22 protein-coding genes and 1 pseudogene are annotated in these 21,574 nt (G+C 53.3%); 14 read left to right on the forward strand and 9 right to left on the reverse strand.

The genetic code is table 11. The features are described 5' to 3' along the window. Positions 1-31: 31 nt before the first annotated feature. The 10 genes from fabZ (at position 32) to CNE01S_RS04300 (ending at position 11,892) form a co-directional block, all read left to right on the forward strand. Positions 32-487 carry a 3-hydroxyacyl-ACP dehydratase FabZ gene (gene fabZ, locus CNE01S_RS04255; RefSeq protein WP_039290428.1) on the forward strand — a complete coding sequence of 152 codons (456 nt, stop codon included), beginning with the start codon at positions 32-34 and terminating at the stop codon, positions 485-487. Positions 488-490: 3 nt separating this feature from the next. Further along, on the forward strand, positions 491-1,279 hold the full coding sequence (gene lpxA, locus CNE01S_RS04260; protein ID WP_061273715.1) for an acyl-ACP--UDP-N-acetylglucosamine O-acyltransferase: 789 nt from the start codon (positions 491-493) through the stop codon (positions 1,277-1,279). Next, a complete protein-coding gene (gene lpxB / locus CNE01S_RS04265; RefSeq protein ID WP_061273717.1) occupies positions 1,280-2,428 on the forward strand; it encodes a lipid-A-disaccharide synthase in 1,149 nt (382 codons plus the stop codon). Continuing rightward, positions 2,425-3,021: a ribonuclease HII gene (gene rnhB / locus CNE01S_RS04270; protein ID WP_061273719.1), complete on the forward strand. Its 597-nt coding sequence runs from the start codon at positions 2,425-2,427 to the stop codon at positions 3,019-3,021. Before lpxB ends, rnhB begins: the two co-directional genes overlap by 4 nt. Before the next feature lie 34 nt (positions 3,022-3,055). After that, complete coding sequence (dnaE, locus tag CNE01S_RS04275) at positions 3,056-6,538, forward strand: DNA polymerase III subunit alpha (protein ID WP_061273721.1); 3,483 nt, start codon at positions 3,056-3,058, stop codon at positions 6,536-6,538. A gap of 12 nt (positions 6,539-6,550) precedes the next feature. Then, a complete protein-coding gene (gene accA / locus CNE01S_RS04280; RefSeq protein ID WP_038475420.1) occupies positions 6,551-7,510 on the forward strand; it encodes an acetyl-CoA carboxylase carboxyl transferase subunit alpha in 960 nt (319 codons plus the stop codon). A gap of 116 nt (positions 7,511-7,626) precedes the next feature. Next, complete coding sequence (locus CNE01S_RS04285; RefSeq protein WP_061273723.1) at positions 7,627-9,768, forward strand: lysine decarboxylase LdcC; 2,142 nt, start codon at positions 7,627-7,629, stop codon at positions 9,766-9,768. Between the two features lie 57 nt (positions 9,769-9,825). Further along, positions 9,826-10,215: a VOC family protein gene (locus CNE01S_RS04290; RefSeq protein ID WP_008456956.1), complete on the forward strand. Its 390-nt coding sequence runs from the start codon at positions 9,826-9,828 to the stop codon at positions 10,213-10,215. Between the two features lie 61 nt (positions 10,216-10,276). Continuing rightward, a complete protein-coding gene (tilS, locus tag CNE01S_RS04295) occupies positions 10,277-11,584 on the forward strand; it encodes a tRNA lysidine(34) synthetase TilS (RefSeq protein WP_061273724.1) in 1,308 nt (435 codons plus the stop codon). Further along, positions 11,581-11,892 (forward strand): c-type cytochrome, encoded by a 312-nt coding sequence (locus CNE01S_RS04300; RefSeq protein WP_061273726.1) that lies wholly within the window; start codon positions 11,581-11,583, stop codon positions 11,890-11,892. The genes tilS and CNE01S_RS04300 overlap by 4 nt, the downstream gene beginning before the upstream one ends. 55 nt (positions 11,893-11,947) lie before the next feature. Here CNE01S_RS04300 and rof read toward each other — a convergent pair whose 3' ends face one another. Next, entirely contained in the window at positions 11,948-12,208 is a 261-nt protein-coding gene (gene rof, locus CNE01S_RS04305; protein WP_061273728.1) for a Rho-binding antiterminator, read from the reverse strand. Continuing rightward, the gene (locus tag CNE01S_RS04310; RefSeq protein WP_008456963.1) at positions 12,195-12,395 is read right to left on the reverse strand and encodes a YaeP family protein; all 201 of its coding nucleotides are present in this window, start codon (positions 12,393-12,395) and stop codon (positions 12,195-12,197) included. Before CNE01S_RS04310 ends, rof begins: the two co-directional genes overlap by 14 nt. 216 nt (positions 12,396-12,611) lie before the next feature. On the opposite strand from CNE01S_RS04310, the gene CNE01S_RS04315 reads away from it, so the two are divergent. Genes CNE01S_RS04315 through nlpE form a run of 3 tightly spaced genes read left to right on the forward strand, consistent with a single transcriptional unit; the run spans position 12,612 to position 14,298 of the window. Then, a complete protein-coding gene (locus CNE01S_RS04315) occupies positions 12,612-13,154 on the forward strand; it encodes a YaeQ family protein (protein WP_061273730.1) in 543 nt (180 codons plus the stop codon). Further along, a complete protein-coding gene (arfB, locus tag CNE01S_RS04320; RefSeq protein WP_038475407.1) occupies positions 13,151-13,573 on the forward strand; it encodes an alternative ribosome rescue aminoacyl-tRNA hydrolase ArfB in 423 nt (140 codons plus the stop codon). The genes CNE01S_RS04315 and arfB overlap by 4 nt, the downstream gene beginning before the upstream one ends. A gap of 35 nt (positions 13,574-13,608) precedes the next feature. Then, positions 13,609-14,298 (forward strand): envelope stress response activation lipoprotein NlpE, encoded by a 690-nt coding sequence (nlpE, locus tag CNE01S_RS04325; RefSeq protein WP_061273732.1) that lies wholly within the window; start codon positions 13,609-13,611, stop codon positions 14,296-14,298. Positions 14,299-14,330: 32 nt separating this feature from the next. Here the strand turns inward: nlpE and CNE01S_RS04330 are convergent. From CNE01S_RS04330 to metN, 7 genes and pseudogenes are all read right to left on the reverse strand, one after another. Then, positions 14,331-15,130 (reverse strand): annotated as a pseudogene (locus CNE01S_RS04330) (YaeF family permuted papain-like enzyme). Between the two features lie 76 nt (positions 15,131-15,206). Then, a complete protein-coding gene (gene proS, locus CNE01S_RS04335; protein WP_061273735.1) occupies positions 15,207-16,925 on the reverse strand; it encodes a proline--tRNA ligase in 1,719 nt (572 codons plus the stop codon). A 110-nt stretch (positions 16,926-17,035) separates the two neighbouring features. Beyond that, a complete protein-coding gene (gene tsaA / locus CNE01S_RS04340) occupies positions 17,036-17,743 on the reverse strand; it encodes a tRNA (N6-threonylcarbamoyladenosine(37)-N6)-methyltransferase TrmO (RefSeq protein ID WP_061273736.1) in 708 nt (235 codons plus the stop codon). Beyond that, the gene (gene rcsF / locus CNE01S_RS04345) at positions 17,740-18,144 is read right to left on the reverse strand and encodes an envelope stress sensor lipoprotein RcsF (RefSeq protein ID WP_061273737.1); all 405 of its coding nucleotides are present in this window, start codon (positions 18,142-18,144) and stop codon (positions 17,740-17,742) included. Before rcsF ends, tsaA begins: the two co-directional genes overlap by 4 nt. A gap of 113 nt (positions 18,145-18,257) precedes the next feature. Continuing rightward, complete coding sequence (locus CNE01S_RS04350) at positions 18,258-19,073, reverse strand: MetQ/NlpA family lipoprotein (protein ID WP_008456978.1); 816 nt, start codon at positions 19,071-19,073, stop codon at positions 18,258-18,260. Positions 19,074-19,103: 30 nt separating this feature from the next. Then, a complete protein-coding gene (locus tag CNE01S_RS04355; RefSeq protein ID WP_038475396.1) occupies positions 19,104-19,757 on the reverse strand; it encodes a methionine ABC transporter permease MetI in 654 nt (217 codons plus the stop codon). Continuing rightward, the gene (metN, locus tag CNE01S_RS04360) at positions 19,750-20,781 is read right to left on the reverse strand and encodes a methionine ABC transporter ATP-binding protein MetN (protein WP_061273738.1); all 1,032 of its coding nucleotides are present in this window, start codon (positions 20,779-20,781) and stop codon (positions 19,750-19,752) included. The genes CNE01S_RS04355 and metN overlap by 8 nt, the downstream gene beginning before the upstream one ends. Before the next feature lie 188 nt (positions 20,782-20,969). On the opposite strand from metN, the gene gmhB reads away from it, so the two are divergent. After that, the gene (gmhB, locus tag CNE01S_RS04365; RefSeq protein ID WP_061273739.1) at positions 20,970-21,536 is read left to right on the forward strand and encodes a D-glycero-beta-D-manno-heptose 1,7-bisphosphate 7-phosphatase; all 567 of its coding nucleotides are present in this window, start codon (positions 20,970-20,972) and stop codon (positions 21,534-21,536) included. The last annotated feature ends 38 nt before the right edge of the window (positions 21,537-21,574 follow it).

A 21,574-nucleotide genomic window follows, 5' to 3' on the forward strand; every position in this document is an offset into this window, starting at 1 on the left:
TCATTTAGAATATTTAGACAGGAAGAGTATTTTGACAACTGACACTCATACTCTGCACATTGAAGAGATTTTAGAGCTTCTGCCGCACCGTTATCCGTTCTTGCTGGTCGATCGTGTGCTGGATTTTGAAGAAGGTCGTTTTCTGCGCGCAGTAAAAAATGTCTCTGTAAATGAGCCGTTTTTCCAGGGCCACTTCCCTGGTAAGCCTATTTTCCCGGGTGTATTGATCCTGGAAGCGATGGCACAGGCTACCGGTATTCTTGCGTTTAAAAGCGTGGGTAAACTTGAGCCGGGTGAACTGTATTACTTTGCTGGCATTGATGAAGCGCGCTTCAAGCGCCCTGTTGTGCCTGGCGATCAGATGATTATGGAAGTGACCTTTGAGAAAACACGTCGTGGTTTGACGCGTTTCAAAGGCGTTGCAATCGTCGACGGTAAGATCGTCTGCGAAGCAACAATGATGTGTGCACGCAGCCGGGAGGCATAATACGTGATTGATAAGTCTGCCTTTATTCATCCAACCGCTATTGTGGAAGAAGGTGCCATTATTGGTGCTAACGTTCACATTGGCCCGTTTTGTCTCGTAGGTCCAAACGTTGAAATCGGCGAAGGCACGGTTCTGAAATCTCATGTTGTCGTCAATGGTCATACTAAAATCGGCCGTGACAATGAGATCTACCAGTTCGCGTCTATCGGTGAAGTTAACCAGGATCTGAAATATGCGGGTGAACCAACTCGCGTGGAAATTGGCGATCGCAACCGCATTCGCGAAAGCGTCACCATCCACCGCGGTACGGTGCAAGATGCTGGATTAACGAAGGTGGGAAGCGATAACCTGCTGATGATCAATGCGCACGTTGCGCATGATTGCCAGATTGGCGATCGCGTTATCCTTGCGAACAATGCAACGCTCGCGGGTCACGTGCAAATCGGGGATCACGCTATCATCGGCGGAATGACCGCGGTGCATCAGTTCTGCATCATCGGCGCTCATGTGATGGTTGGCGGCTGTTCCGGCGTAGCTCAGGACGTTCCTCCTTACGTTATCGCGCAGGGTAACCATGCGACACCGTTTGGCGTGAACATTGAAGGCCTGAAGCGTCGCGGTTTCAGCAAAGAGGCGCTGCACGCTATTCGTAACGCCTACAAGATCCTCTATCGCAGCGGCAAAACGCTTGAAGAGGCGAAGCCGGAAATTGCTGAAATTGCAGCTCAGCATCCGGAAGTAAACGCATTTGTTGAATTCTTTGCGCGCTCCACGCGCGGTCTGATTCGTTAAATGAAGCCTGATCGTCCCCTCACGATTGCCCTGGTCGCCGGAGAAACTTCCGGCGATATTCTTGGTGCCGGACTTATTCGCGAACTGAAAGCTCGGATGCCTGATGCCCGCTTTGTTGGCGTGGCCGGGCCGCTTATGCAGGCCGAAGGTTGTGAAGCCTGGTATGAAATGGAAGAGCTTGCGGTCATGGGCATCGTTGAAGTGCTTGGCCGTTTACGTCGCCTGCTTCAGATCCGCAGTGACCTCACGAAACGCTTCACCGAACTGCAGCCCGATGTCTTTGTTGGCATCGATGCTCCGGATTTCAACATTACCCTTGAAGGCAACCTCAAGAAGCAGGGGATCCGCACGATCCACTACGTCAGTCCGTCCGTTTGGGCATGGCGGCAAAAACGTGTTTTCAAAATTGGCAGAGCGACCGATCTGGTACTGGCTTTTCTGCCTTTCGAAAAAGCGTTTTACGACCGGTTTAACGTCCCGTGTCGCTTCATCGGGCACACCATGGCGGATGCCATGCCGCTCGATCCTGATAAAAATGCTGCTCGCGCTACGTTAGGCATTGCGGCAGATGCAAAATGCCTGGCGCTATTGCCCGGCAGCCGTGGTGCTGAGGTCGAAATGCTCAGCGCGGACTTCCTGAGAACCGCCCAGTTGCTGCGTAAGCGCTGGCCTGCGCTGGAAGTCGTGGTGCCGCTGGTGAATGCAAAACGTCGCGAGCAGTTTGAAAAGATCAAGGCTGAGATTGCCCCAGAGCTACACGTCCATCTGCTTGATGGGAAAGCACGTGAAGCAATGATCGCCAGCGATGCAGCGCTTCTGGCCTCCGGCACGGCCGCGCTTGAATGTATGTTGGCGAAATGTCCGATGGTCGTTGGCTATCGCATGAAGCCGTTTACGTTCTGGCTGGCGAAGCGACTGGTGAAAACCGATTACGTTTCATTGCCAAATTTACTGGCAGGCCGCGAGCTGGTTAAAGAACTACTGCAAAATGAATGTGAGCCTATCGGGCTTGCCTGCGCGCTGGAGCCGCTGCTGGAAGATGGGGCTGTCAGCCATCAGATGCACGACACCTTCCGGGATTTGCATCAACAGATCCGTTGTAATGCGGACAAACAGGCGGCTGACGCCGTGCTGGAGCTGGCTCAATGATCGAATTTGTTTACCCGCATACGCACCTTGTCGCCGGCGTGGATGAAGTAGGACGCGGGCCTTTGGTTGGCGCCGTTGTCACTGCGGCAGTGATCCTCGATCCGGCAAGGCCGATTATTGGGCTGGCGGATTCGAAAAAATTATCTGAAAAACGCCGTCTGGCGCTGTATGACGAAATCGTCGAAAAGGCATTGAGCTGGAGTCTGGGCCGCGCCGAGCCGGACGAGATCGACAACATCAACATTTTGCACGCCACGATGCTGGCCATGCAACGTGCGGTTGCGGGCCTGAATATTGTGCCTGAATACGTGCTGATTGACGGCAATCGCTGTCCGGCGCTGCCTATGCCTTCGCTGGCTGTAGTAAAAGGCGACAGCCGGGTGGCAGAAATCAGCGCGGCGTCAATACTTGCCAAAGTCACGCGCGATCGTGAAATGGCCGAGTTGGATCTCAGTTTCCCGCAATACGGTTTTGCTCAGCACAAGGGCTACCCAACCGCTTTTCATCTCGAAAAGCTTGCCGAGCATGGTGCAACTGAGCATCATCGCCGCAGCTTTGGCCCCGTCAAACGCGCGCTTGGGCTCGTCTCCTGAGCGTTAGTAGCTGATATAGAGTAATTGGTGAGAGATGGCTGAACCACGTTTCATTCACCTTCGGGTGCACAGCGACTATTCCATGATTGACGGGCTGGCTAAGACCGGGCCGCTGGTAAAAAAAGCCGCGGCGCTGGGAATGCCTGCTCTCGCTATCACCGATTTCACCAACCTTTGTGGTTTGGTCAAATTCTACGGTTCCGGTCACGGCGCCGGTATCAAGCCAATCATAGGTGCGGACTTCAACGTTGCCAACGAGCTGTTGGGCGATGAGCTTAGCCATTTGACGGTGCTAGCCGCGAACAATGAAGGCTATCAAAACCTCACTTTACTGATCTCTCGCGCCTACCAGCGTGGCTACGGCGCGGCAGGTCCGATTATCGATCGTGAATGGCTGGTAGAGTTAAACGAAGGGCTGATCCTGCTCTCCGGCGGGCGCATGGGAGATATTGGCAAAAGCCTGCTTCGTGGAAACCAGCCGTTGGTCGATCAGTGTCTGGAATTCTGGCAGCAGCATTTTGCCGATCGCTTCTATCTGGAATTGATTCGTACCGGCCGAGTGGATGAAGAGAACTATCTTCACGCTGCCGTAGCGCTGGCCGACGAACGCGGTCTGCCGGTGGTGGCAACTAACGACGTCCGCTTTATTGATGCCGGAGACTTTGACGCGCATGAAATCCGCGTAGCTATCCACGACGGCTTCACGCTGGACGATCCTAAGCGCCCGCGCAATTACTCCGCTCAGCAGTACATGCGTAGCGAAGAAGAGATGTGCGAGCTGTTCTCGGATATCCCTGAAGCGCTGGAAAACAGTGTCGAAATCGCCAAACGTTGTAACGTTACCGTGCGCCTTGGTGAGTACTTCCTGCCGCAATTCCCGACCGGTGATATGAGCACCGAAGACTTCCTGGTCATGAAATCGAAAGAGGGGCTGGAGGAGCGTCTTGAATTCCTGTTCCCTGATCCTGACGAGCGAGCCCAAAAGCGTCCTGAATACGACGAGCGTCTGGACATCGAGCTGCAGGTTATTAACCAAATGGGGTTCCCCGGCTACTTCCTGATCGTGATGGAGTTTATCCAGTGGTCCAAGGATAACGGCGTGCCTGTGGGGCCGGGGCGTGGTTCCGGTGCGGGTTCGCTGGTGGCCTATGCGCTGAAAATCACCGATCTTGATCCGCTTGAGTTTGACCTACTGTTCGAACGTTTCCTTAACCCGGAACGTGTTTCGATGCCTGACTTCGACGTCGATTTTTGCATGGAAAAACGCGACCAGGTTATCGACCACGTATCGGAAATGTATGGCCGTGAAGCCGTTTCGCAGATCATTACCTTCGGTACGATGGCGGCGAAAGCGGTTATTCGTGACGTAGGCCGCGTGCTCGGCCACCCTTACGGCTTTGTCGATCGTATCTCCAAGCTGGTTCCACCGGATCCCGGCATGACGCTGGCGAAAGCCTTCGAGGCCGAGCCTCAATTGCCGGAGATCTACGAGGCTGACGAAGAGGTTAAAGCGCTGATCGACATGGCGCGCAAGCTGGAAGGTGTCACGCGTAACGCCGGTAAGCACGCCGGGGGCGTGGTGATCGCGCCAACCAAAATCACCGATTTTGCGCCGCTTTATTGTGACGATCAGGGGCAACATCCGGTTACCCAGTTTGATAAGAACGACGTTGAATACGCCGGTCTGGTGAAGTTTGACTTCCTGGGGCTGCGTACGCTGACGATCATCGACTGGGCGCTGAAAATGATCAACCCGCGTCGGGCAAAGCAGGGCCTGGAGCCGATTGATATCGCTGCGATCCCGCTCGAAGATAAGAAAAGCTTCGACATGCTGCAGCGCTCGGAAACTACTGCAGTCTTCCAGCTTGAATCGCGCGGTATGAAGGACCTGATTAAGCGCCTGCAGCCCGACTGCTTCGAAGATATGATCGCACTTGTGGCGCTGTTCCGTCCTGGCCCGCTGCAGTCAGGGATGGTAGATAACTTCATCGACCGTAAGCATGGGCGTGAAGAGATCTCTTATCCGGACGTGGAGTGGCAGCACGAAAGCCTGAAACCTGTACTGGAGCCAACCTACGGCATCATCCTGTATCAGGAACAGGTTATGCAGATTGCCCAGGTGCTTTCCGGTTATACCCTCGGCGGCGCGGATATGCTTCGCCGTGCGATGGGTAAAAAGAAACCGGAAGAGATGGCCAAGCAGCGCGGCACCTTTGAAGAGGGCGCGATCAAAAACGGCGTCGACGGCGAGCTGTCGATGAAAATCTTTGACCTGGTAGAGAAATTTGCCGGGTACGGCTTTAACAAATCGCACTCCGCTGCCTATGCTTTGGTTTCGTACCAGACGCTGTGGCTTAAGGCGCACTATCCGGCAGAGTTTATGGCGGCCGTTATGACCGCAGACATGGATAACACCGAGAAAGTGGTGGGCCTGGTGGACGAATGCTGGCGCATGGGGCTGAAAGTCCTGTCGCCGGACATTAACTCTGGTCTTTATCATTTCCACGTCAACGATGACGGGGAAATTGTTTACGGTATCGGCGCGATCAAAGGCGTGGGTGAAGGCCCGATTGAAGCCATTATCGAAGCACGTAATCAGGGCGGGCATTTCCTCGATCTCTTTGATTTGTGCGCGCGTTCCGATATCAAAAAGCTGAATCGCAGGGTGCTGGAAAAACTCATTATGTCCGGGGCATTTGACCGGCTTGGGCCACACCGTGCGGCACTGATGAACGCTTTAGGTGATGCGCTGAAAGCGGCCGACCAGCACGCGAAAGCGGAAGCTATCGGCCAGGCGGATATGTTTGGCGTCCTGGCTGAAGAGCCTGAGCAGGTCGAAAAATCCTACGCCAGCGTGATCCCATGGCCGGATCATGTGGTGCTGGAAGGGGAGCGTGAAACGCTTGGGCTGTATCTTACCGGCCACCCGATTAACCAGTACCTGAAAGAAATTGAGCGCTATGTCGGTGGCATGCGCCTGAAAGAGATGCACCCGACAGAACGTGGTAAAATGACCACGGCTGCGGGTCTGGTGATTGCTTCGCGGGTGATGGTCACCAAGCGGGGGAATCGCATCGGCATCTGTACGCTGGACGACCGTTCCGGCCGTCTGGAAGTGATGTTATTCACAGATGCACTAGAAAAATACCAGCATCTGCTGGAAAAAGACCGTATCCTGATCGTCAGCGGACAGGTCAGCTTTGATGACTTCAGCGGAGGGCTTAAAATGACGGCCCGCGAGCTGATGGACATCGACGAAGCCCGTGAAAAGTACGCGCGTGGGCTTGCTATCTCGCTGACGGACAGGCAAATTGATGACCAGCTTTTAAACCGTCTCCGTCAGTCTCTGGAACCCCATCGTTCGGGGACAATTCCAGTACATCTCTACTATCAGAGGGTGGATGCACGAGCCCGGTTGCGCTTCGGTGCGACATGGCGTGTTTCCCCTAGCGATCGTTTACTTAACGATCTGCGAACGCTGATTGGTTCGGAGCAGGTGGAACTGGAGTTTGACTAAAACAGGAATATTATGAGTCTGAATTTCCTTGATTTCGAACAGCCGATTGCAGAGCTGGAAGCGAAAATCGATTCCCTGACGGCCGTTAGCCGCCAGGATGAAAAACTGGATATTAATCTGGACGAAGAAGTGCAGCGTCTGCGCGAGAAAAGCGTTGAGCTGACCCGCAAGATCTTCGCTGATTTAGGCGCATGGCAGATTGCGCAGCTGGCGCGCCATCCGCAGCGTCCGTACACCCTGGATTATGTTCGTCTGGCTTTTGATGAGTTCGACGAACTGGCCGGTGACCGTGCCTATGCCGACGATAAAGCTATCGTGGGCGGTATTGCTCGTCTGGAAGGCCGTCCGGTGATGATCATTGGTCATCAGAAAGGGCGTGAAACCAAAGAGAAAATCCGTCGTAACTTCGGGATGCCGGCACCAGAAGGCTACCGCAAAGCGCTGCGCCTGATGGAAATGGCTGAACGTTTTAACATGCCGATCATTACCTTCATCGACACGCCGGGTGCATATCCGGGCGTTGGTGCCGAAGAACGTGGTCAGTCTGAAGCGATCGCCCGTAACCTGCGTGAAATGTCCCGCCTGAAAGTGCCTGTCATCTGTACCGTTATCGGTGAAGGTGGTTCCGGCGGTGCGCTGGCCATTGGCGTGGGCGACAAAGTGAATATGCTGCAGTACAGCACCTATTCCGTTATCTCCCCGGAAGGCTGCGCGTCCATTCTGTGGAAAAGCGCTGATAAAGCTCCGCTGGCGGCAGAGGCAATGGGCATTGTTGCTCCGCGTCTGAAAGAGCTGAAGCTTATTGATACCGTGATTCCTGAGCCGCTGGGCGGCGCGCATCGTAACCCGGAAGTGATGGCTGCTTCCCTGCGTGCGCAGCTGCTGGCCGATCTGGCCGATCTCGATGTGCTAAATAAAGACGAGTTATTAAACCGTCGCTACCAGCGTCTGATGAGTTACGGTTACGCCTGATTTTATGCTGTAAAATAGCGATAAGGGTCGGATTTTCCGGCCCTTTTTGCATTTATCGCTTCATGGAAAACCCCATTGCGCTATGCTTAGCCAAGTGATTTTCCAGGAGGTGAACATTGAATACTATTGCGATTATGGGGCCGCACGGCGTTTTCTATAAAGACGAGCCCATCAAGGAACTGCATCGCGCGTTGGAGCTACAGGGTTTTCAGCTCATTTATCCGACCAACAGCACCGATCTGCTTAAGCTGATTGAGCACAACCCGCGCATCTGCGGCGTTGTCTTTGACTGGGACGAATACAGCCTCGATTTGTGCAGCGAAATCAACCTGCTGAACGAAAACCTGCCTCTGTATGCGTTTATCAATACTCACTCCTCTTTGAACGTTAGCGTGAATGAAATGCGCATGGCGCTGTGGTTCTTCGAATATGCGCTGAGCGCGGCCGACGACATCGCCCTGCGTATTCGCCAGTACACCGATGAGTACCTGGATACGATTACGCCGCCGCTGACCAAAGCGCTGTTCACCTATGTTAAAGAGGGGAAATATACCTTCTGTACGCCAGGACATATGGCCGGTACCGCCTACCAAAAAAGCCCGGTCGGCTGTCTGTTTTACGACTTCTTCGGTGGTAACACGCTGAAGGCGGATGTGTCGATTTCGGTCACGGAGCTGGGTTCACTGCTTGACCATACCGGCCCTCATCTGGAGGCAGAAGAGTATATCGCCCGCACCTTTGGCGCAGAGCAAAGCTATATGGTGACCAACGGCACTTCGACGTCTAATAAGATTGTCGGTATGTATGCCGCGCCGTCCGGCAGCACGATTCTGGTCGATCGTAATTGCCATAAATCGCTGACCCATCTGCTGATGATGACCAATCTGGTGCCCATCTGGCTGAAGCCAACGCGCAACGCGCTGGGGATCCTGGGGGGCATTCCGCAGCGTGAATTCACCCGGGAAAATATAGAGAAAAAGGTCTCTGAAACCCTGAATGCGCAGTGGCCGGTACACGCGGTTATCACCAACTCGACCTACGACGGGCTGCTGTACAACACCGATTTCATCAAGAAAACGCTGGATGTGCCGTCGATTCATTTTGATTCAGCGTGGGTGCCTTATACCAACTTCCACCCGATTTATCAGGGAAAAAGCGGCATGAGCGGTGAGCGGGTGCCGGGGAAAATTATCTATGAAACGCAGTCAACCCATAAGCTGCTGGCGGCGTTCTCTCAGGCTTCACTGATTCACATAAAAGGTGATTACGATGAAGAGACCTTTAATGAAGCCTACATGATGCATACCACCACTTCCCCGAGCTACCCGCTGGTGGCCTCGATTGAAACTGCCGCGGCGATGTTGCGCGGTAACACTGGTAAGCGGCTGATTAACCGCTCTGTTGAGCGCGCGCTGCATTTTCGTCGCGAAGTACAGCGTCTGCGTGAAGAGTCAGAAGACTGGTTTTTCGATATCTGGCAGCCCGATCATGTTGATGAGGCCGAGTGCTGGCCCATTGCACCCGGTGAAGAAGACTGGCATGGCTTTAGGGACGCTGACGCGGATCACATGTATCTCGATCCTATCAAAGTCACTATTCTGACACCGGGCATGAGTGAGCTGGGAGAGATGGCGGAAGAGGGGATCCCGGCGGCGCTGGTGGCTAAGTTCCTCGATGAGAGAGGCGTTGTCGTCGAGAAAACCGGCCCGTATAACCTGCTGTTCCTGTTCAGTATCGGTATTGATAAGACAAAAGCGCTAAGCCTGCTGCGTGGGTTGACGGAGTTTAAGCGTTCTTACGATCTTAATCTTCGGGTGAAGAATATGCTGCCGGATCTGTACGCGGAAGATCCTGACTTTTATCGCAATATGCGTATCCAGACGCTGGCGCAGGGGATCCACAAGCTGATTAAGCAACATAACCTGCCAGACCTGATGCTGCGCGCTTTTGATGTCCTGCCTGAAATGCGTATGACGCCGCATGAGGCTTATCAGCAGCAGGTTAAAGGCAACGTTGAAACGGTAGAGATAGAGGAACTGTTGGGCAGAGTGTCGGCCAATATGATCCTGCCCTATCCGCCGGGAGTTCCGGTGGTTATGCCTGGAGAGGTGATCACCAAAGAGAGCCGCGCGGTGCTCGACTTCCTGCTGATGCTTTGCTCTGTTGGAGAGCATTATCCGGGCTTTGAAACGGACATCCATGGAGCAAAACTCGGTGAGGATGGCGTCTACAGAGTACGAGTCTTAAAAGAGGCTTGAGCGCTTGCTTTGCAAGGAAGCGATGATTACCTTGCCTGAAGTGACTAAGGAGATTTTATGCTGGGTTTAAAGCAAATTCATCACGTCGCGATTATCGCGTCGGACTACGAACGCAGTAAGCAATTCTATTGCGATGTGCTGGAATTTACGCTGGAAGCGGAAGTCTACCGCAAAGAGCGGGACTCCTGGAAAGGCGATCTGGCGCTAAACGGCCAGTATGTTATTGAGCTGTTCTCTTTCCCATTTCCACCGGTACGCCCAAGCCGCCCGGAAGCCTGTGGGCTTCGGCATCTGGCATTCAGCGTGGAAAACATCGACCAGGCGATCACGCATCTCGAAAGCCACGGTGTGAAATGCGAGCCGATTCGCATCGACCCCTATACGAATAAACGTTTCACTTTCTTTAGCGATCCCGATGGCCTGCCGCTGGAACTTTATCAGCAGTAAACCTTGCCAGCGCTGCGAATGCCCGGTAATTTGCCGGGCAAACCCTTCGTAACGACGAACTATGACTATCCGCGAACTTCAGTCTTTTCTGCATCCTCATCGCCAACTGCTGGTGGCGTTTAGCGGCGGGCTGGATTCGACCGTTCTGCTGCATCAACTGGTTACCCTGCGTGACACCTTGCAACCTGGACTGAATATCAGGGCGATGCATATCCATCACGGACTAAGCCCAAGGGCAGATAGCTGGGTAGAACATTGCCGGGCGCTTTGTGCTGCATGGCTAGTGCCCTTTGATGTGGCTCATGTACAGCTTCCTCCCGGTGGGCAGGGGATAGAAGGGGAGGCCAGATCGGCTCGCTATCAGGCGTTATCGGATTCGCTCCGGTCAGGAGAAGTGTTGCTCACGGCGCAGCATTTGGACGACCAGTGTGAGACCTTCCTGCTGGCGCTTAAACGTGGAAGTGGCCCGGCCGGGCTGGCGTCTATGCCCTCTATTCTGCCTTTTAGCAACACGTTATTACTGCGCCCGCTATTGTCGACTTTGCGTTTGCAGCTTGAAGAGTGGGCTTATGCTCACCAGCTAAGCTGGATTGAAGACGAAAGTAATCAGGACGATAAATATGATCGGAATTTCCTGCGCCTGAGAGTCGTTCCCCTTTTGCAGCAGCGGTGGCCACATTTTTCCCGCAGCGTTGCCCGCAGCGCTGAGTTATGCGGCGAGCAGGAACAGCTTCTTGACGAGCTGCTTGCTGAACAGCTGGATAACTTGATGTCGCCCCAGGGCGCATTGCGTATTGAGCCGATGTTGACGATGAGCGAAACCAGACGATTTGCCCTGCTGCGACGCTGGCTGGCACACCATCGTGCCGCGATGCCGTCCCGGGCTTCTCTGCAGCGTTTATGGCAGGAAGTTGCCTTAAGTCGGGAAGATGCCAATCCTCGCCTTCGCCTGGGGGAGCATGAAATCAGGCGTTTTCAGGGGGAGCTGTATTGGGTTCCGCTGTTCAACGTCGATCGAAATAAAAGCTATCTATGGCCTGCGCCTTACCAACCTCTGAATCTTCCAGAGCTGGGAATGGTTTCTCTCAGCGCTAAGGGAATGGCGGTACGTGCGCCAGCAGAAGGCGAAATCGTCAGTCTGCGCTTTAAGGCGCCAGGTTTGCTGCATATTGTCGGCAGGGATAAAGGGCGGACGCTGAAAAAAATCTGGCAGGAACTGCGGATTCCTCCGTGGGAGAGAGATGCCACGCCGCTGCTGTTTTATGGCGAGCAGCTTATTGCTGCGCCTGGCGCTTTTGTTACCCGCGAGGGGCAAGTCACGGAACATTCATGCTGGCACATAGACTGGCAAAAGGGAGTTGAACAATGAAAAAAGTCGTACTGCTGCTTGGGCTAATGGCCTGCAGTTTACCCGCTCTGGCTAAAGGCGATGCACAAGCCGGGGAAGCAAAGGCCATCACCTGTGTCGCCTGCCATGGCATGAGTGGGAAAGCGTCTGCCCCGCTCTATCCAAACATCGGTGGGCAGAGCGAAGCCTATCTGGAACACTCGCTTCAGGCTTATAAAAAAGGGGAGCGCAGCGGTGGGCAGGCAGAAATCATGAAGGCTTATGTCAGCGGTCTTTCAGACGAGGATATCTCTAATTTAGCGGCCTACTACGCCTCAATGAAGCCCTAAACAAAACGGGCAGCCTCGATAGCTGCCCGTTTTGTTTGATATGGGGTGACCAAATTTATTCGACGCTCACCACGATAGTGCCAATTTCGGGGTGGCTAAAGCTGTTAATTTTATCGAGGCGTAACTCTCGCGTAGCGCCGGCATCATCAACAATCAGGTATTCGACGTTTTTACGAGAAACCAGGTCGCTCGCTTTGGCCTTGAAAGTCTCCCCGTCTTTTAACTCCAGCGTCAGTAACAAATGATGCTGGCAGGCGAGCTCGAGATTGTCATAATCATCACAGTTGATGGGTTGATAGGCATCATTCATTGACATAATCGCTCACCAGTAAGTTCGCGGCAGCATATGCCGCCTGTTCCCTGACCGACTCCGAGACGGCCTCGCTGGAGGCGACTTCGTTCAGAGCCTTCAATACGCATCCTAAGGCATCAGGAATGTAGCCTAGATCACCGCTGGCAATTTCCGCGTAGCGTTGCCGAACCAATTCACAATACTTTTCCACTTACCCTCCTCTCAGAGTCCCGACTTCAGACCTATTCGTGGGGTCAAGTCTAAGCCTACGAAGATAAACTCTGTTTAGCAAGGTGACTATACCACAGCAATGTAACCGATATCAGCCAGGCTAAGACTCGAATTATTTAGGGTATACCCGCCATACTGCAAGCCGAGAGTATGTTATTTCGCTACAATAGCGCGCAATTGTGTATGGAGAAGTGTGATGGCGTTAAAAGCGACAATTTATAAGGCGACGGTGAATGTGGCCGATCTCGATCGTAATCGGTTTCTGGACAGCAGCCTGACGCTGGCGCGCCACCCTTCGGAAACGCAGGAACGCATGATGTTGCGCCTGCTGGCGTGGATTAAATATGCGGATGAGCGTCTGGAGTTTACCCGCGGTCTTAGTGCGGAAGACGAGCCGGAAATCTGGCGCAAGAACGATCACCTTGGCATTGATTTGTGGGTGGATCTGGGGTTACCGGAAGAGCGTCGGGTGAAAAAAGCCTGCAGCCAGTCGGCCGAGGTGGCGTTGTTTACCTATAATAGTCGGGCGGCGGAAATTTGGTGGCAGCAAAACCAGAACCGCCTGAGCCAGTTTAAAAACCTGTCTATCTGGTATCTGGATGACGTACAGCTGGCGAAGCTAAGCGAATTTGGCACGCGTACCATGAATCTGCAGGCAACTATCCAGGACGGCGCGATTTGGCTGTCCGATAGCGAGAATAATCTGGAAATTCACTTTACGGCCTGGCAGCAGCCATGATTTCAGTGTCGCGAACGGTATCTATCCCGGACAATGAGGTCACGATTACCGCGATTCGCGCCCAGGGGGCAGGCGGGCAGCATGTGAATAAAACCTCAACGGCTATTCATTTGCGCTTTGATATCCCTGCCTCTAGCCTGCCAGAGTCGTATAAGATACGTCTGTTGGCGGTAAGTCATCATTTGATCACGCCTGAGGGCGTCGTGGTGATTAAAGCCCAGGAATACCGAAGTCAGGAGATGAACCGCGAAGCGGCGGTGGCTCGCCTGGTTTCATTGATACAAGAACTCACCGTAGTGCAGAAGAGTCGTCGCGCGACAAAGCCGACGCGAGCTTCTAAAGAGCGACGTCTGACCTCTAAGGCGCAGAAGTCGACGACCAAAGCACTGCGCGGCAAAGTTCGCCGCCATCCGGAGTAGCGGCGAAGTTGGGACAATGGCATAAGGAATAAAGCATGAAGAAAAGTCTTCTGGCTGCGCTGGCAGCGCTCAGCCTGTTCACGCTATTTGGCTGTAATAATCGTACGGAAACGCAAACTTTGCTCCCGGCTCAGGCAGCGGAACTGAAACCGATGCAGCAGAGCTATCGCGGCGTAGTGCCGTGTGCGGATTGTGAAGGGATTGAAACCTCGCTGTTCCTGGAAAAGGATGGCACCTGGGTGATGAACCAGACCTATCAGGGTAAAGGAGCCTCGTTTGCCAGCTACGGTAAATGGGCGCGTACTGCCGATAAGCTGGTCTTAACTGACAGCGAAGGCGAGAAGCAGTACTTCCATCCAAAGGGCGACAGCCTGGTGATGCTGGATCGTGAAGGCAATCCGATTGAATCGCAGTTCAACTACACGCTGAAAGCGGTGGATGCGAAGCTGCCGTCAACGCCAATGCCGATGAAAGGTAAGTACAAATACATGGCCGACGCCGCTGTATTTGAGGACTGTGCTACAGGTAAAACTTTTGCCGTGGCGAATAACGCCGAGCTGGAAAGAGCCTATGCGGCAGCGCGCGGCAAGAACAGTGCGCCAATCCTGCTGGTGGTAGAAGGGCACTTTACGCTGCAGGCCTCTCCTGATAGCGGAGAGCTGCAAAAAGCGCTGGTGGCCGATAAGGGCGCGAAGTTTAAGCCCGGCAAAGACTGTAACGACTAAAACGAAAAAGCCCTGCAGATGCAGGGCTTTTTTTATAGCGTCGCTAGCCTGCGAGCCTTCAGGTAAATGCCAGGTTTAATGTGCCCGACGTAGCTGAGTGGCATAGTCGGCGCTAACGTCGCAACATCCCCCTCACGCATGTGAAGCAAATCTGCCGGGCTTACCCAGCCAGGAGATGCTTGCGTCAAAGGCGTACCTGCGTGCTCATAGGCGGCAAGAACAAACTCGGAGCAAAAGTAGTTCGCTTTATTGCCATCCGGGGTACTGAGTTGAGAAGCAGCGAGACCTTTATACATTGCTGGCGAAACTCTTTCGAAAACGGATTTAGCGAGCAAAGCTGTTTTGTCACCATGAAGGGAGCCATTTCAATAATCCCTTTATAGTTATAACCCTTACCAGATTTGCTGTGGGCAAATTTTCTTATACTGTTGGCCTGCTCTGGGGTGAGTTCAGGGAAGCGCAAAGCCAGAAGCTTATCACTATGCTGCATGGCTTCTTCAAGCGTGACTATCTGCACGCCAGAGCCAACGGCTTCAGCCACTTCGCCCTGGCCAATATAAATGGCAACATGGCTTACCGCTGAGGTGCTGAACAGGCGAATACCGACAGAGGTCAGGCTAATCGTTGAAGACAGCAATAGATCGCCTGGCCGTAAATCCTGCTGATGAATTTCTTTCAACGTCTCCCCGGGGGCTGAACTGACGCGTTGAAATTTGATGGCTGAGGGAGGGGCGTTCGTGGTTTTGTTGGTTGTTTTAGAAGGGAGGGCAATGTCCATACTACAGCCCGAAACCAGGAAAGAGAGTGTCGCAATCCAGGCGTACCTTTTCATACATAATCCTTTATGCCGGCTTTAATTAAGCAAAACGCCCTGTAAAACAGGGCGTTGATTTACGGCAGAGAGGGTATCAACCTTTGATGGCGCTGACTAAGAAATCAACGATTTCGTTGACTTTGATCATCTGCTTCTCACCGGCACGGCGATGTTTGTATTCGATCTCTTCGTTGTCGAGATTGCGGTCGCCGATAACGATAGTGTGAGGAATACCAATCAGTTCCATGTCGGCAAACATCACGCCTGGACGCTCTTTGCGGTCATCCAGCAGCACGTCGATACCCTGTGCACGTAGCGTGGTATACAGCTCTTCAGCCAGCTGCTGCACGCGGAAGGACTTGTGCATGTTCATTGGCAGAATCGCAACGTGGAACGGCGCGATTGCATCCGGCCACAGAATACCGCGGTCATCAAAGTTCTGTTCAATCGCGGCCGCGACCACGCGGGTTACGCCGATACCGTAGCAGCCCATGGTCAGCGTCTGGTTACGGCCATCTTCGCCCTGAACTGCTGCTTTCAGCGCTTCGGAGTACTTCGTACCCAACTGGAAGATGTGACCGACTTCGATGCCGCGCTTGATCATCAACGTGCCTTTGCCGTCCGGGCTTGGATCGCCGGCCACAACGTTACGGATATCCGCAACTTCCGGCAGCGCAACGTCGCGTTCCCAGTTAATGCCGATAAAGTGCTTCCCGTCGATGTTTGCACCAGCGGCGAAATCGCTCATCGCGGCAACGCTGCGGTCAATCACAACCGGAACCGGCAGGTTGATTGGGCCCAGGGAGCCCGGACCTGCTTTCACGATGTCGCGAATTTCCTGTTCGGTGGCGAACGCCAGTGGGCTTGCTACCTGCGGCAGCTTCTCGGCTTTCACTTCGTTCAGCTCGTGATCGCCACGAACCAGCAAAGCAACCAGCGGATAAGCGCTGCCTTCGGTCGCTTTCACCAGCAGAGTTTTAACCGTTTTCTCGATTGGCAGGTTGAACTGCTCTACCAGCTCGGCGATGGTTTTAGCGTTCGGAGTATCAATCTGGCTCATTTCAGCGGTCGGTGCTGCACGGCCTGTTGCCGGTGCTAAAGCTTCAGCGAATTCGATGTTTGCCGCATAATCTGAGCTGTCAGAGAAGATCACATCATCTTCACCGCTTTGTGCCAACACCTGGAACTCATGGGAGGCACTGCCGCCGATAGAGCCGGTGTCCGCCTGCACGGCACGGAAGTCCAGACCCATGCGGGAGAAGATCTTGCTGTAAGCCTCATACATTTTGTCGTAGGTTTCCTGCAGGGATTCCTGAGACGTATGGAACGAGTAGGCGTCTTTCATCAGGAATTCGCGGGAACGCATAACGCCAAAGCGTGGGCGCACTTCGTCACGGAATTTAGTCTGGATCTGGAACAGATTCAGCGGCAGCTGTTTGTAGGAGCTAAGCTCGTTGCGAATCAGGTCGGTGATCACTTCTTCGTGGGTTGGACCCAGCACGAAAGGACGTTCGCCACGGTCAACAAAGCGCAGCAGCTCCGGGCCGTATTGCTCCCAACGTCCACTCTCCTGCCACAGGTCGGCGGGTTGAACCACCGGCATGCACATTTCGATAGCACCGGCGTTGTTCATCTCTTCACGCACGATGTTTTCGACTTTCTTCAGGACGCGCAAACCGGTCGGCAGCCAGGTGTATAAACCGGAGGCCAGCTTGCGGATCATCCCGGCGCGCAGCATCAGCTGGTGGCTGACTACTTCAGCGTCGGCAGGTGTCTCCTTCAGAGTGGAGAGCAGATATTGGCTAGTACGCATGTTGTTACGGTTCCATTTGGACGGCAGAGCGCAGGCCGCCGGCGGCCTGCTTCAAAAAAAGTGGTTTAGTTTACCAGTGTGGCAGAGATGTCAAAAGAGAGAGGGCTAAATTAACTCGCTTCGAGGGCGAACACTTCAAAACCTTGCTCTGTGATACGCCAGCGAACATTAAAGTCCAGAAGCAGAACGGCATAAGTCTTCCCGACATCTTCTCCTTTACGATAGGCAGGACGAGGGTCCTGAGCAAGCACCTGACTGATAAAGCGCGCAAGATGCGGATAGCGTTTTTCCAGCCCGGTTAACTGATGCTGCACTTCTGGTGTAAACGTCACGTGCATGTCCGCCTGGGGAGCCTGCTGTGCGTAGCCAGCACGTGCGTCCGGCACGGCTTCTGCAAACGGCAGGTACGGTTTGATATCCACAATGGGCGTACCATCCACCAAATCCAGGCTGCCAAGCTGCAGTATCACTTCATCTTTTTGGCAACGAATACCTTTAAGCTCAACCAGCGACATGCCGATTGGATTAGGGCGAAACGTGGAACGCGTAGCAAACACGCCCATTCGCGCGTTTCCGCCAAGCCGGGGAGGGCGAACGGTTGGGCGCCAGCCGCCTTCCATCGTTTGATGGAAGACAAACAGCAGCCACAGGTGGCTAAACTCTTCCAGCCCGCGCACGGCATCGGCCTGGTTGTAAGGCGCAAGCAGATGCAGTTCGCCACCGCCATCTTTGACCAGACCGGGCTGACGCGGGACGGCGAACTTTTCTTTATAAGGGGAGTGAATGACGCCTATTTGCGCAAACTCGAATTCGGTCATTGCGCCGAAACTTGCAGCGCGGAGCCAACACAGACGGCCTGACGGTAGCACCCAGGCGTAGCAGTGGTGATGTCGCAGCTGTGTTGTAGAACCGCATTGGCTTTCATTTTAGAGGCATTAATCTGCATGCGTTTACGTGCTGTCGGGATATTCGGTGGGGAATCCTGATTGCTTGCCTGGCAAGACTCGCCGCTGACTTCGCCTAAATCACGGAACGGTTTACCCACTAAGTCTTCTGCGTTGGTGTAGATTCTGACCGGAGCAGGGCGAGGCGCTTTAGGTTTCTCTGTTTCTGTCTTCGGCGCAGCTGCCGTGCTTTGAACGGGTTCTACTGGGGATCTGCTTAGCATTGAACAGCCGCTCAGCATGAATGCTAATAAACAGATCGGTAAAGCACGCATAATATTTCCTCAATGAATGTAAAACGGGGAACATTGAAGCAAGCTCGAACCAAAATAACAAGGCGGGCTTGCGCCCGCCTTTAATTATTTACGTAAAACTGAAGAATGGAAACTTACCAGCCTTTAACCGCGCCGCCGTTAAAGACTTTGTTAGCCGCTTCGTTAACTTCGTCAGACTGGTAGGCCTGAACGAACTTCTTCACGTTCTCTGCATCTTTGTTATCTTCACGAGACACGATCAGGTTCACGTAAGGAGAGTTTTTGTCTTCAACGAAGATACCGTCTTTCGCTGGCGTCAGGCCAATCTGGCTGGCGTAAGTGGTGTTGATGATAGCCAGGGCAATCTGCGCGTCGTCAAGAGAGCGTGGCAATTGCGGTGCTTCCAGCTCGACCAGCTTCAGGTTTTTTGGGTTCTCGGTGACATCCAGCACGGTTGGCAGCAGACCAACACCGTCTTTCAGTTTGATCAGACCTTCTTTCTGCAGCAGCAGCAGAGAACGGCCGAGGTTAGTTGGGTCGTTTGGTAGTGCTACCTGAGAACCCGGCTGCAGTTCAGCCAGTGATTTGATTTTTTTAGAGTAGCCGGCAATTGGATAAACAAAAGTATTGCCTACGGAAACCAGTTTATAACCACGATCTTTGATTTGCTGATCCAGGTAAGGCTTATGCTGGAAGGCGTTAACGTCGATGTCGCCTTTGCTCAGCGCTTCGTTTGGCAGCACATAGTCGGTAAAGGTCACCAGCTCAACATCCAGGCCATACTTCTCTTTGGCCACTTTCTGAGCCACTTCCGCAACCTGCTGCTCAGCGCCAGCGATCACGCCGACTTTAATGTGGTTTGGATCTTTTTCTTCCTGACCGCAACCCACCAGGGCCAGAGAGCCAATCAGAGCACCGACCGCGGCGAACGTTTTAAAGTTAAAAGCCATGTCCTTTTCCTTGTATGAATGCAGTTGTGTTTATTTGTGAGTAACAGCCCGGACGATACGATCGCCAGAGAATTGAATTAAGTAAACCAGCACGACCAGAAGAACCAACACGGTATTCATTACTGTAGCGTTGTAACCGATGTACCCGTACTGATAGCCAATCTGCCCCAGACCACCGGCACCGACGGCACCGCCCATAGCAGAATAGCCCACTAAAGTAATAAGGGTAATCGTGGCAGCATTGACCAGGCCTGGAAGTGCTTCCGGAAGCAATACTTTGCGGATGATTTGCAGCGGCGTGGCGCCCATCGCGCGTGAAGCTTCAATCAGGCCGGTTGGGATTTCCAGCAGCGCGTTTTCGACCATACGGGCAATAAACGGTGCTGCACCTACGGTCAATGGAACGATAGCCGCCTGCAGGCCGATAGAAGTTCCTACAATGACGCGGGTAAAAGGTATCATCCAGACGAGCAGAATAATGAACGGGATAGAACGGAAGATGTTAACTACCGCCGAGAGGCTGCTATAAAGCTTTGCGTTAGCGCTGATTTGCCCAGGGCGAGTGATGTACAGCAACACGCCGACAGGCAGGCCAATCACAAACCCGAAGAAACCGGAAACAAAGGTCATGGCTAACGTTTCATACACGCCGCGAGCCAGTAACCAAATCATTGCTTCAGACATAACCCAGCACCTCTACTTTCACGTGTTGCTCCTGCAGCCAGGCAATAGCCGCTTGCGTATCTTTTGGCTCGCCGTGCATTTCGCACAGCATGATGCCGAACTTCACGCCGCCGGCATAATCCATCTGCGCGCTAATAATGTTGCTGTTCACGTTGAAGGTACGTGCTGTTTCAGAGAGAAGTGGAGCATCGACCGACTGGCCGGTGAATTCCAGGCGCAATAAAGGTACCGCGCTTTCTTTATTCTCTGCGCTCAGGCGCTGAGCGTAATCTTCCGGTACGTCGAGGTGCAGCGTGGACTGGATAAACTGCTGCGCCAAAGGCGTTTTCGGATGGGAGAACACTTCGCTCACCGTATCCTGCTCGATAAGCTCGCCGTTGCTGATAACGGCCACGCAGTCACAAATGCGTTTTACGACATCCATCTCGTGGGTGATGAGCAGAATAGTCAGCCCCAGGCGACGATTAATGTCTTTCAGCAGCTCCAGAATGGAACGTGTCGTGGCCGGGTCCAGCGCGCTGGTGGCTTCGTCGCACAGCAGTACTTTTGGGTTGCTGGCAAGCGCACGGGCAATCGCCACGCGCTGTTTCTGCCCGCCGGAAAGATTTGCCGGCCAGGTATCGTGTTTTTCACTGAGGCCAACTAAATCCAGCAGTTCGGTAACGCGGCGTTTAATCTCTTCTTTTGGCGTATTGTCCAGCTCAAGCGGTAGAGCAACGTTGCCGAATACGGTACGCGAAGAGAGCAGATTAAAGTGCTGGAAGATCATGCCAATCTGGCGACGGGCTTTGGTTAACTGGGTTTCGGAAAGCGTTGTCAGATCCTGGCCATCAACCAGAACTGAACCCTGAGTCGGACGCTCAAGCAGGTTTACACAGCGGATGAGGGTACTTTTCCCCGCACCGGACGCGCCAATCACGCCATAAATTTGCCCGGCAGGCACGTGCAGACTGACATTATTCAATGCCTGTATGCTGCGGTTGCCCTGCTGGAACACCTTGGTGATATTTGAAAGTTTAATCATTGAGTTATTTATTATCGTATATGTATTAGCCGTGGAATTTTCTGCTACCAGTAACCAAAGTTACCGTAATCGATATGGATGTTAAGGCATCCAGACGTCTAAATCAATCAGGGAGTGAAGGACTGTTCTCTCCTTATTACTAAATCATGCGATACTAAGCGCAATTAACCCGTTTCAGGAGTTCTCCAGTGGCACAGTCCGTACCCGCTATTTTTCTCGACCGCGATGGCACCATTAATGTCGATCATGGCTATGTATATGAAGTTGACCGATTCGAATTTATTGATGGTGTTATAGAAGCAATGCGCGAATTAAAAGAGATGGGCTTTGCTCTGGTACTGGTGACTAACCAGTCCGGCATTGCGCGCGGGATGTTCACCGAGGCAGACTTTGAAAACCTGACCGAGTGGATGGACTGGTCGCTGGCGGACCGCGGTGTCGATCTCGACGGTATCTATTATTGTCCTCACCACCCGGAAGGGAGCGTGGAAGCGTTTCGTCAGACCTGTGACTGCCGCAAGCCGCAGCCGGGAATGCTGATTTCCGCACGGGACTTCCTGCACATCGATATGGCTTCTTCTTATATGGTCGGCGACAAAATTGAAGATATGCAGGCCGGTGCTGCCGCTTTGGTGGGGACTAAAGTGTTGGTTCGTACCGGTAAACCAGTGACAGAAGAAGGTGAGGCCGCCGCAGATTTGGTCATTAATAGCCTTGCTGACCTGCCAAAAGCCATCAAACAGCGCCAAAAATAAGCGTTTCGATTAAAAATGACGCTATCGGAAAGTTTTTT

The sequence above is a fragment of the Cedecea neteri NBRC 105707 = ATCC 33855 genome (assembly GCF_001571265.1).
Classification (GTDB): domain Bacteria; phylum Pseudomonadota; class Gammaproteobacteria; order Enterobacterales; family Enterobacteriaceae; genus Cedecea; species Cedecea neteri.

What these genes read in the sequence shown, in the direction of transcription:
- lpxB (WP_061273717.1), top strand. Translation starts at nt 1,280, where the DNA reads ATGAAGCCTGATCGTCCCCTCACGATTGCCCTGGTCGCCGGAGAAACT.
- rnhB (WP_061273719.1), top strand. Translation starts at nt 2,425, where the DNA reads ATGATCGAATTTGTTTACCCGCATACGCACCTTGTCGCCGGCGTGGAT.
- dnaE (WP_061273721.1), top strand. Translation starts at nt 3,056, where the DNA reads ATGGCTGAACCACGTTTCATTCACCTTCGGGTGCACAGCGACTATTCC.
- accA (WP_038475420.1), top strand. Translation starts at nt 6,551, where the DNA reads ATGAGTCTGAATTTCCTTGATTTCGAACAGCCGATTGCAGAGCTGGAA.
- CNE01S_RS04290 (WP_008456956.1), top strand. Translation starts at nt 9,826, where the DNA reads ATGCTGGGTTTAAAGCAAATTCATCACGTCGCGATTATCGCGTCGGAC.
- tilS (WP_061273724.1), top strand. Translation starts at nt 10,277, where the DNA reads ATGACTATCCGCGAACTTCAGTCTTTTCTGCATCCTCATCGCCAACTG.
- CNE01S_RS04300 (WP_061273726.1), top strand. Translation starts at nt 11,581, where the DNA reads ATGAAAAAAGTCGTACTGCTGCTTGGGCTAATGGCCTGCAGTTTACCC.
- rof (WP_061273728.1), bottom strand. Translation starts at nt 12,208, where the DNA reads ATGTCAATGAATGATGCCTATCAACCCATCAACTGTGATGATTATGAC.
- CNE01S_RS04315 (WP_061273730.1), top strand. Translation starts at nt 12,612, where the DNA reads ATGGCGTTAAAAGCGACAATTTATAAGGCGACGGTGAATGTGGCCGAT.
- arfB (WP_038475407.1), top strand. Translation starts at nt 13,151, where the DNA reads ATGATTTCAGTGTCGCGAACGGTATCTATCCCGGACAATGAGGTCACG.
- nlpE (WP_061273732.1), top strand. Translation starts at nt 13,609, where the DNA reads ATGAAGAAAAGTCTTCTGGCTGCGCTGGCAGCGCTCAGCCTGTTCACG.
- proS (WP_061273735.1), bottom strand. Translation starts at nt 16,925, where the DNA reads ATGCGTACTAGCCAATATCTGCTCTCCACTCTGAAGGAGACACCTGCC.
- tsaA (WP_061273736.1), bottom strand. Translation starts at nt 17,743, where the DNA reads ATGACCGAATTCGAGTTTGCGCAAATAGGCGTCATTCACTCCCCTTAT.
- rcsF (WP_061273737.1), bottom strand. Translation starts at nt 18,144, where the DNA reads ATGCGTGCTTTACCGATCTGTTTATTAGCATTCATGCTGAGCGGCTGT.
- CNE01S_RS04350 (WP_008456978.1), bottom strand. Translation starts at nt 19,073, where the DNA reads ATGGCTTTTAACTTTAAAACGTTCGCCGCGGTCGGTGCTCTGATTGGC.
- CNE01S_RS04355 (WP_038475396.1), bottom strand. Translation starts at nt 19,757, where the DNA reads ATGTCTGAAGCAATGATTTGGTTACTGGCTCGCGGCGTGTATGAAACG.
- metN (WP_061273738.1), bottom strand. Translation starts at nt 20,781, where the DNA reads ATGATTAAACTTTCAAATATCACCAAGGTGTTCCAGCAGGGCAACCGC.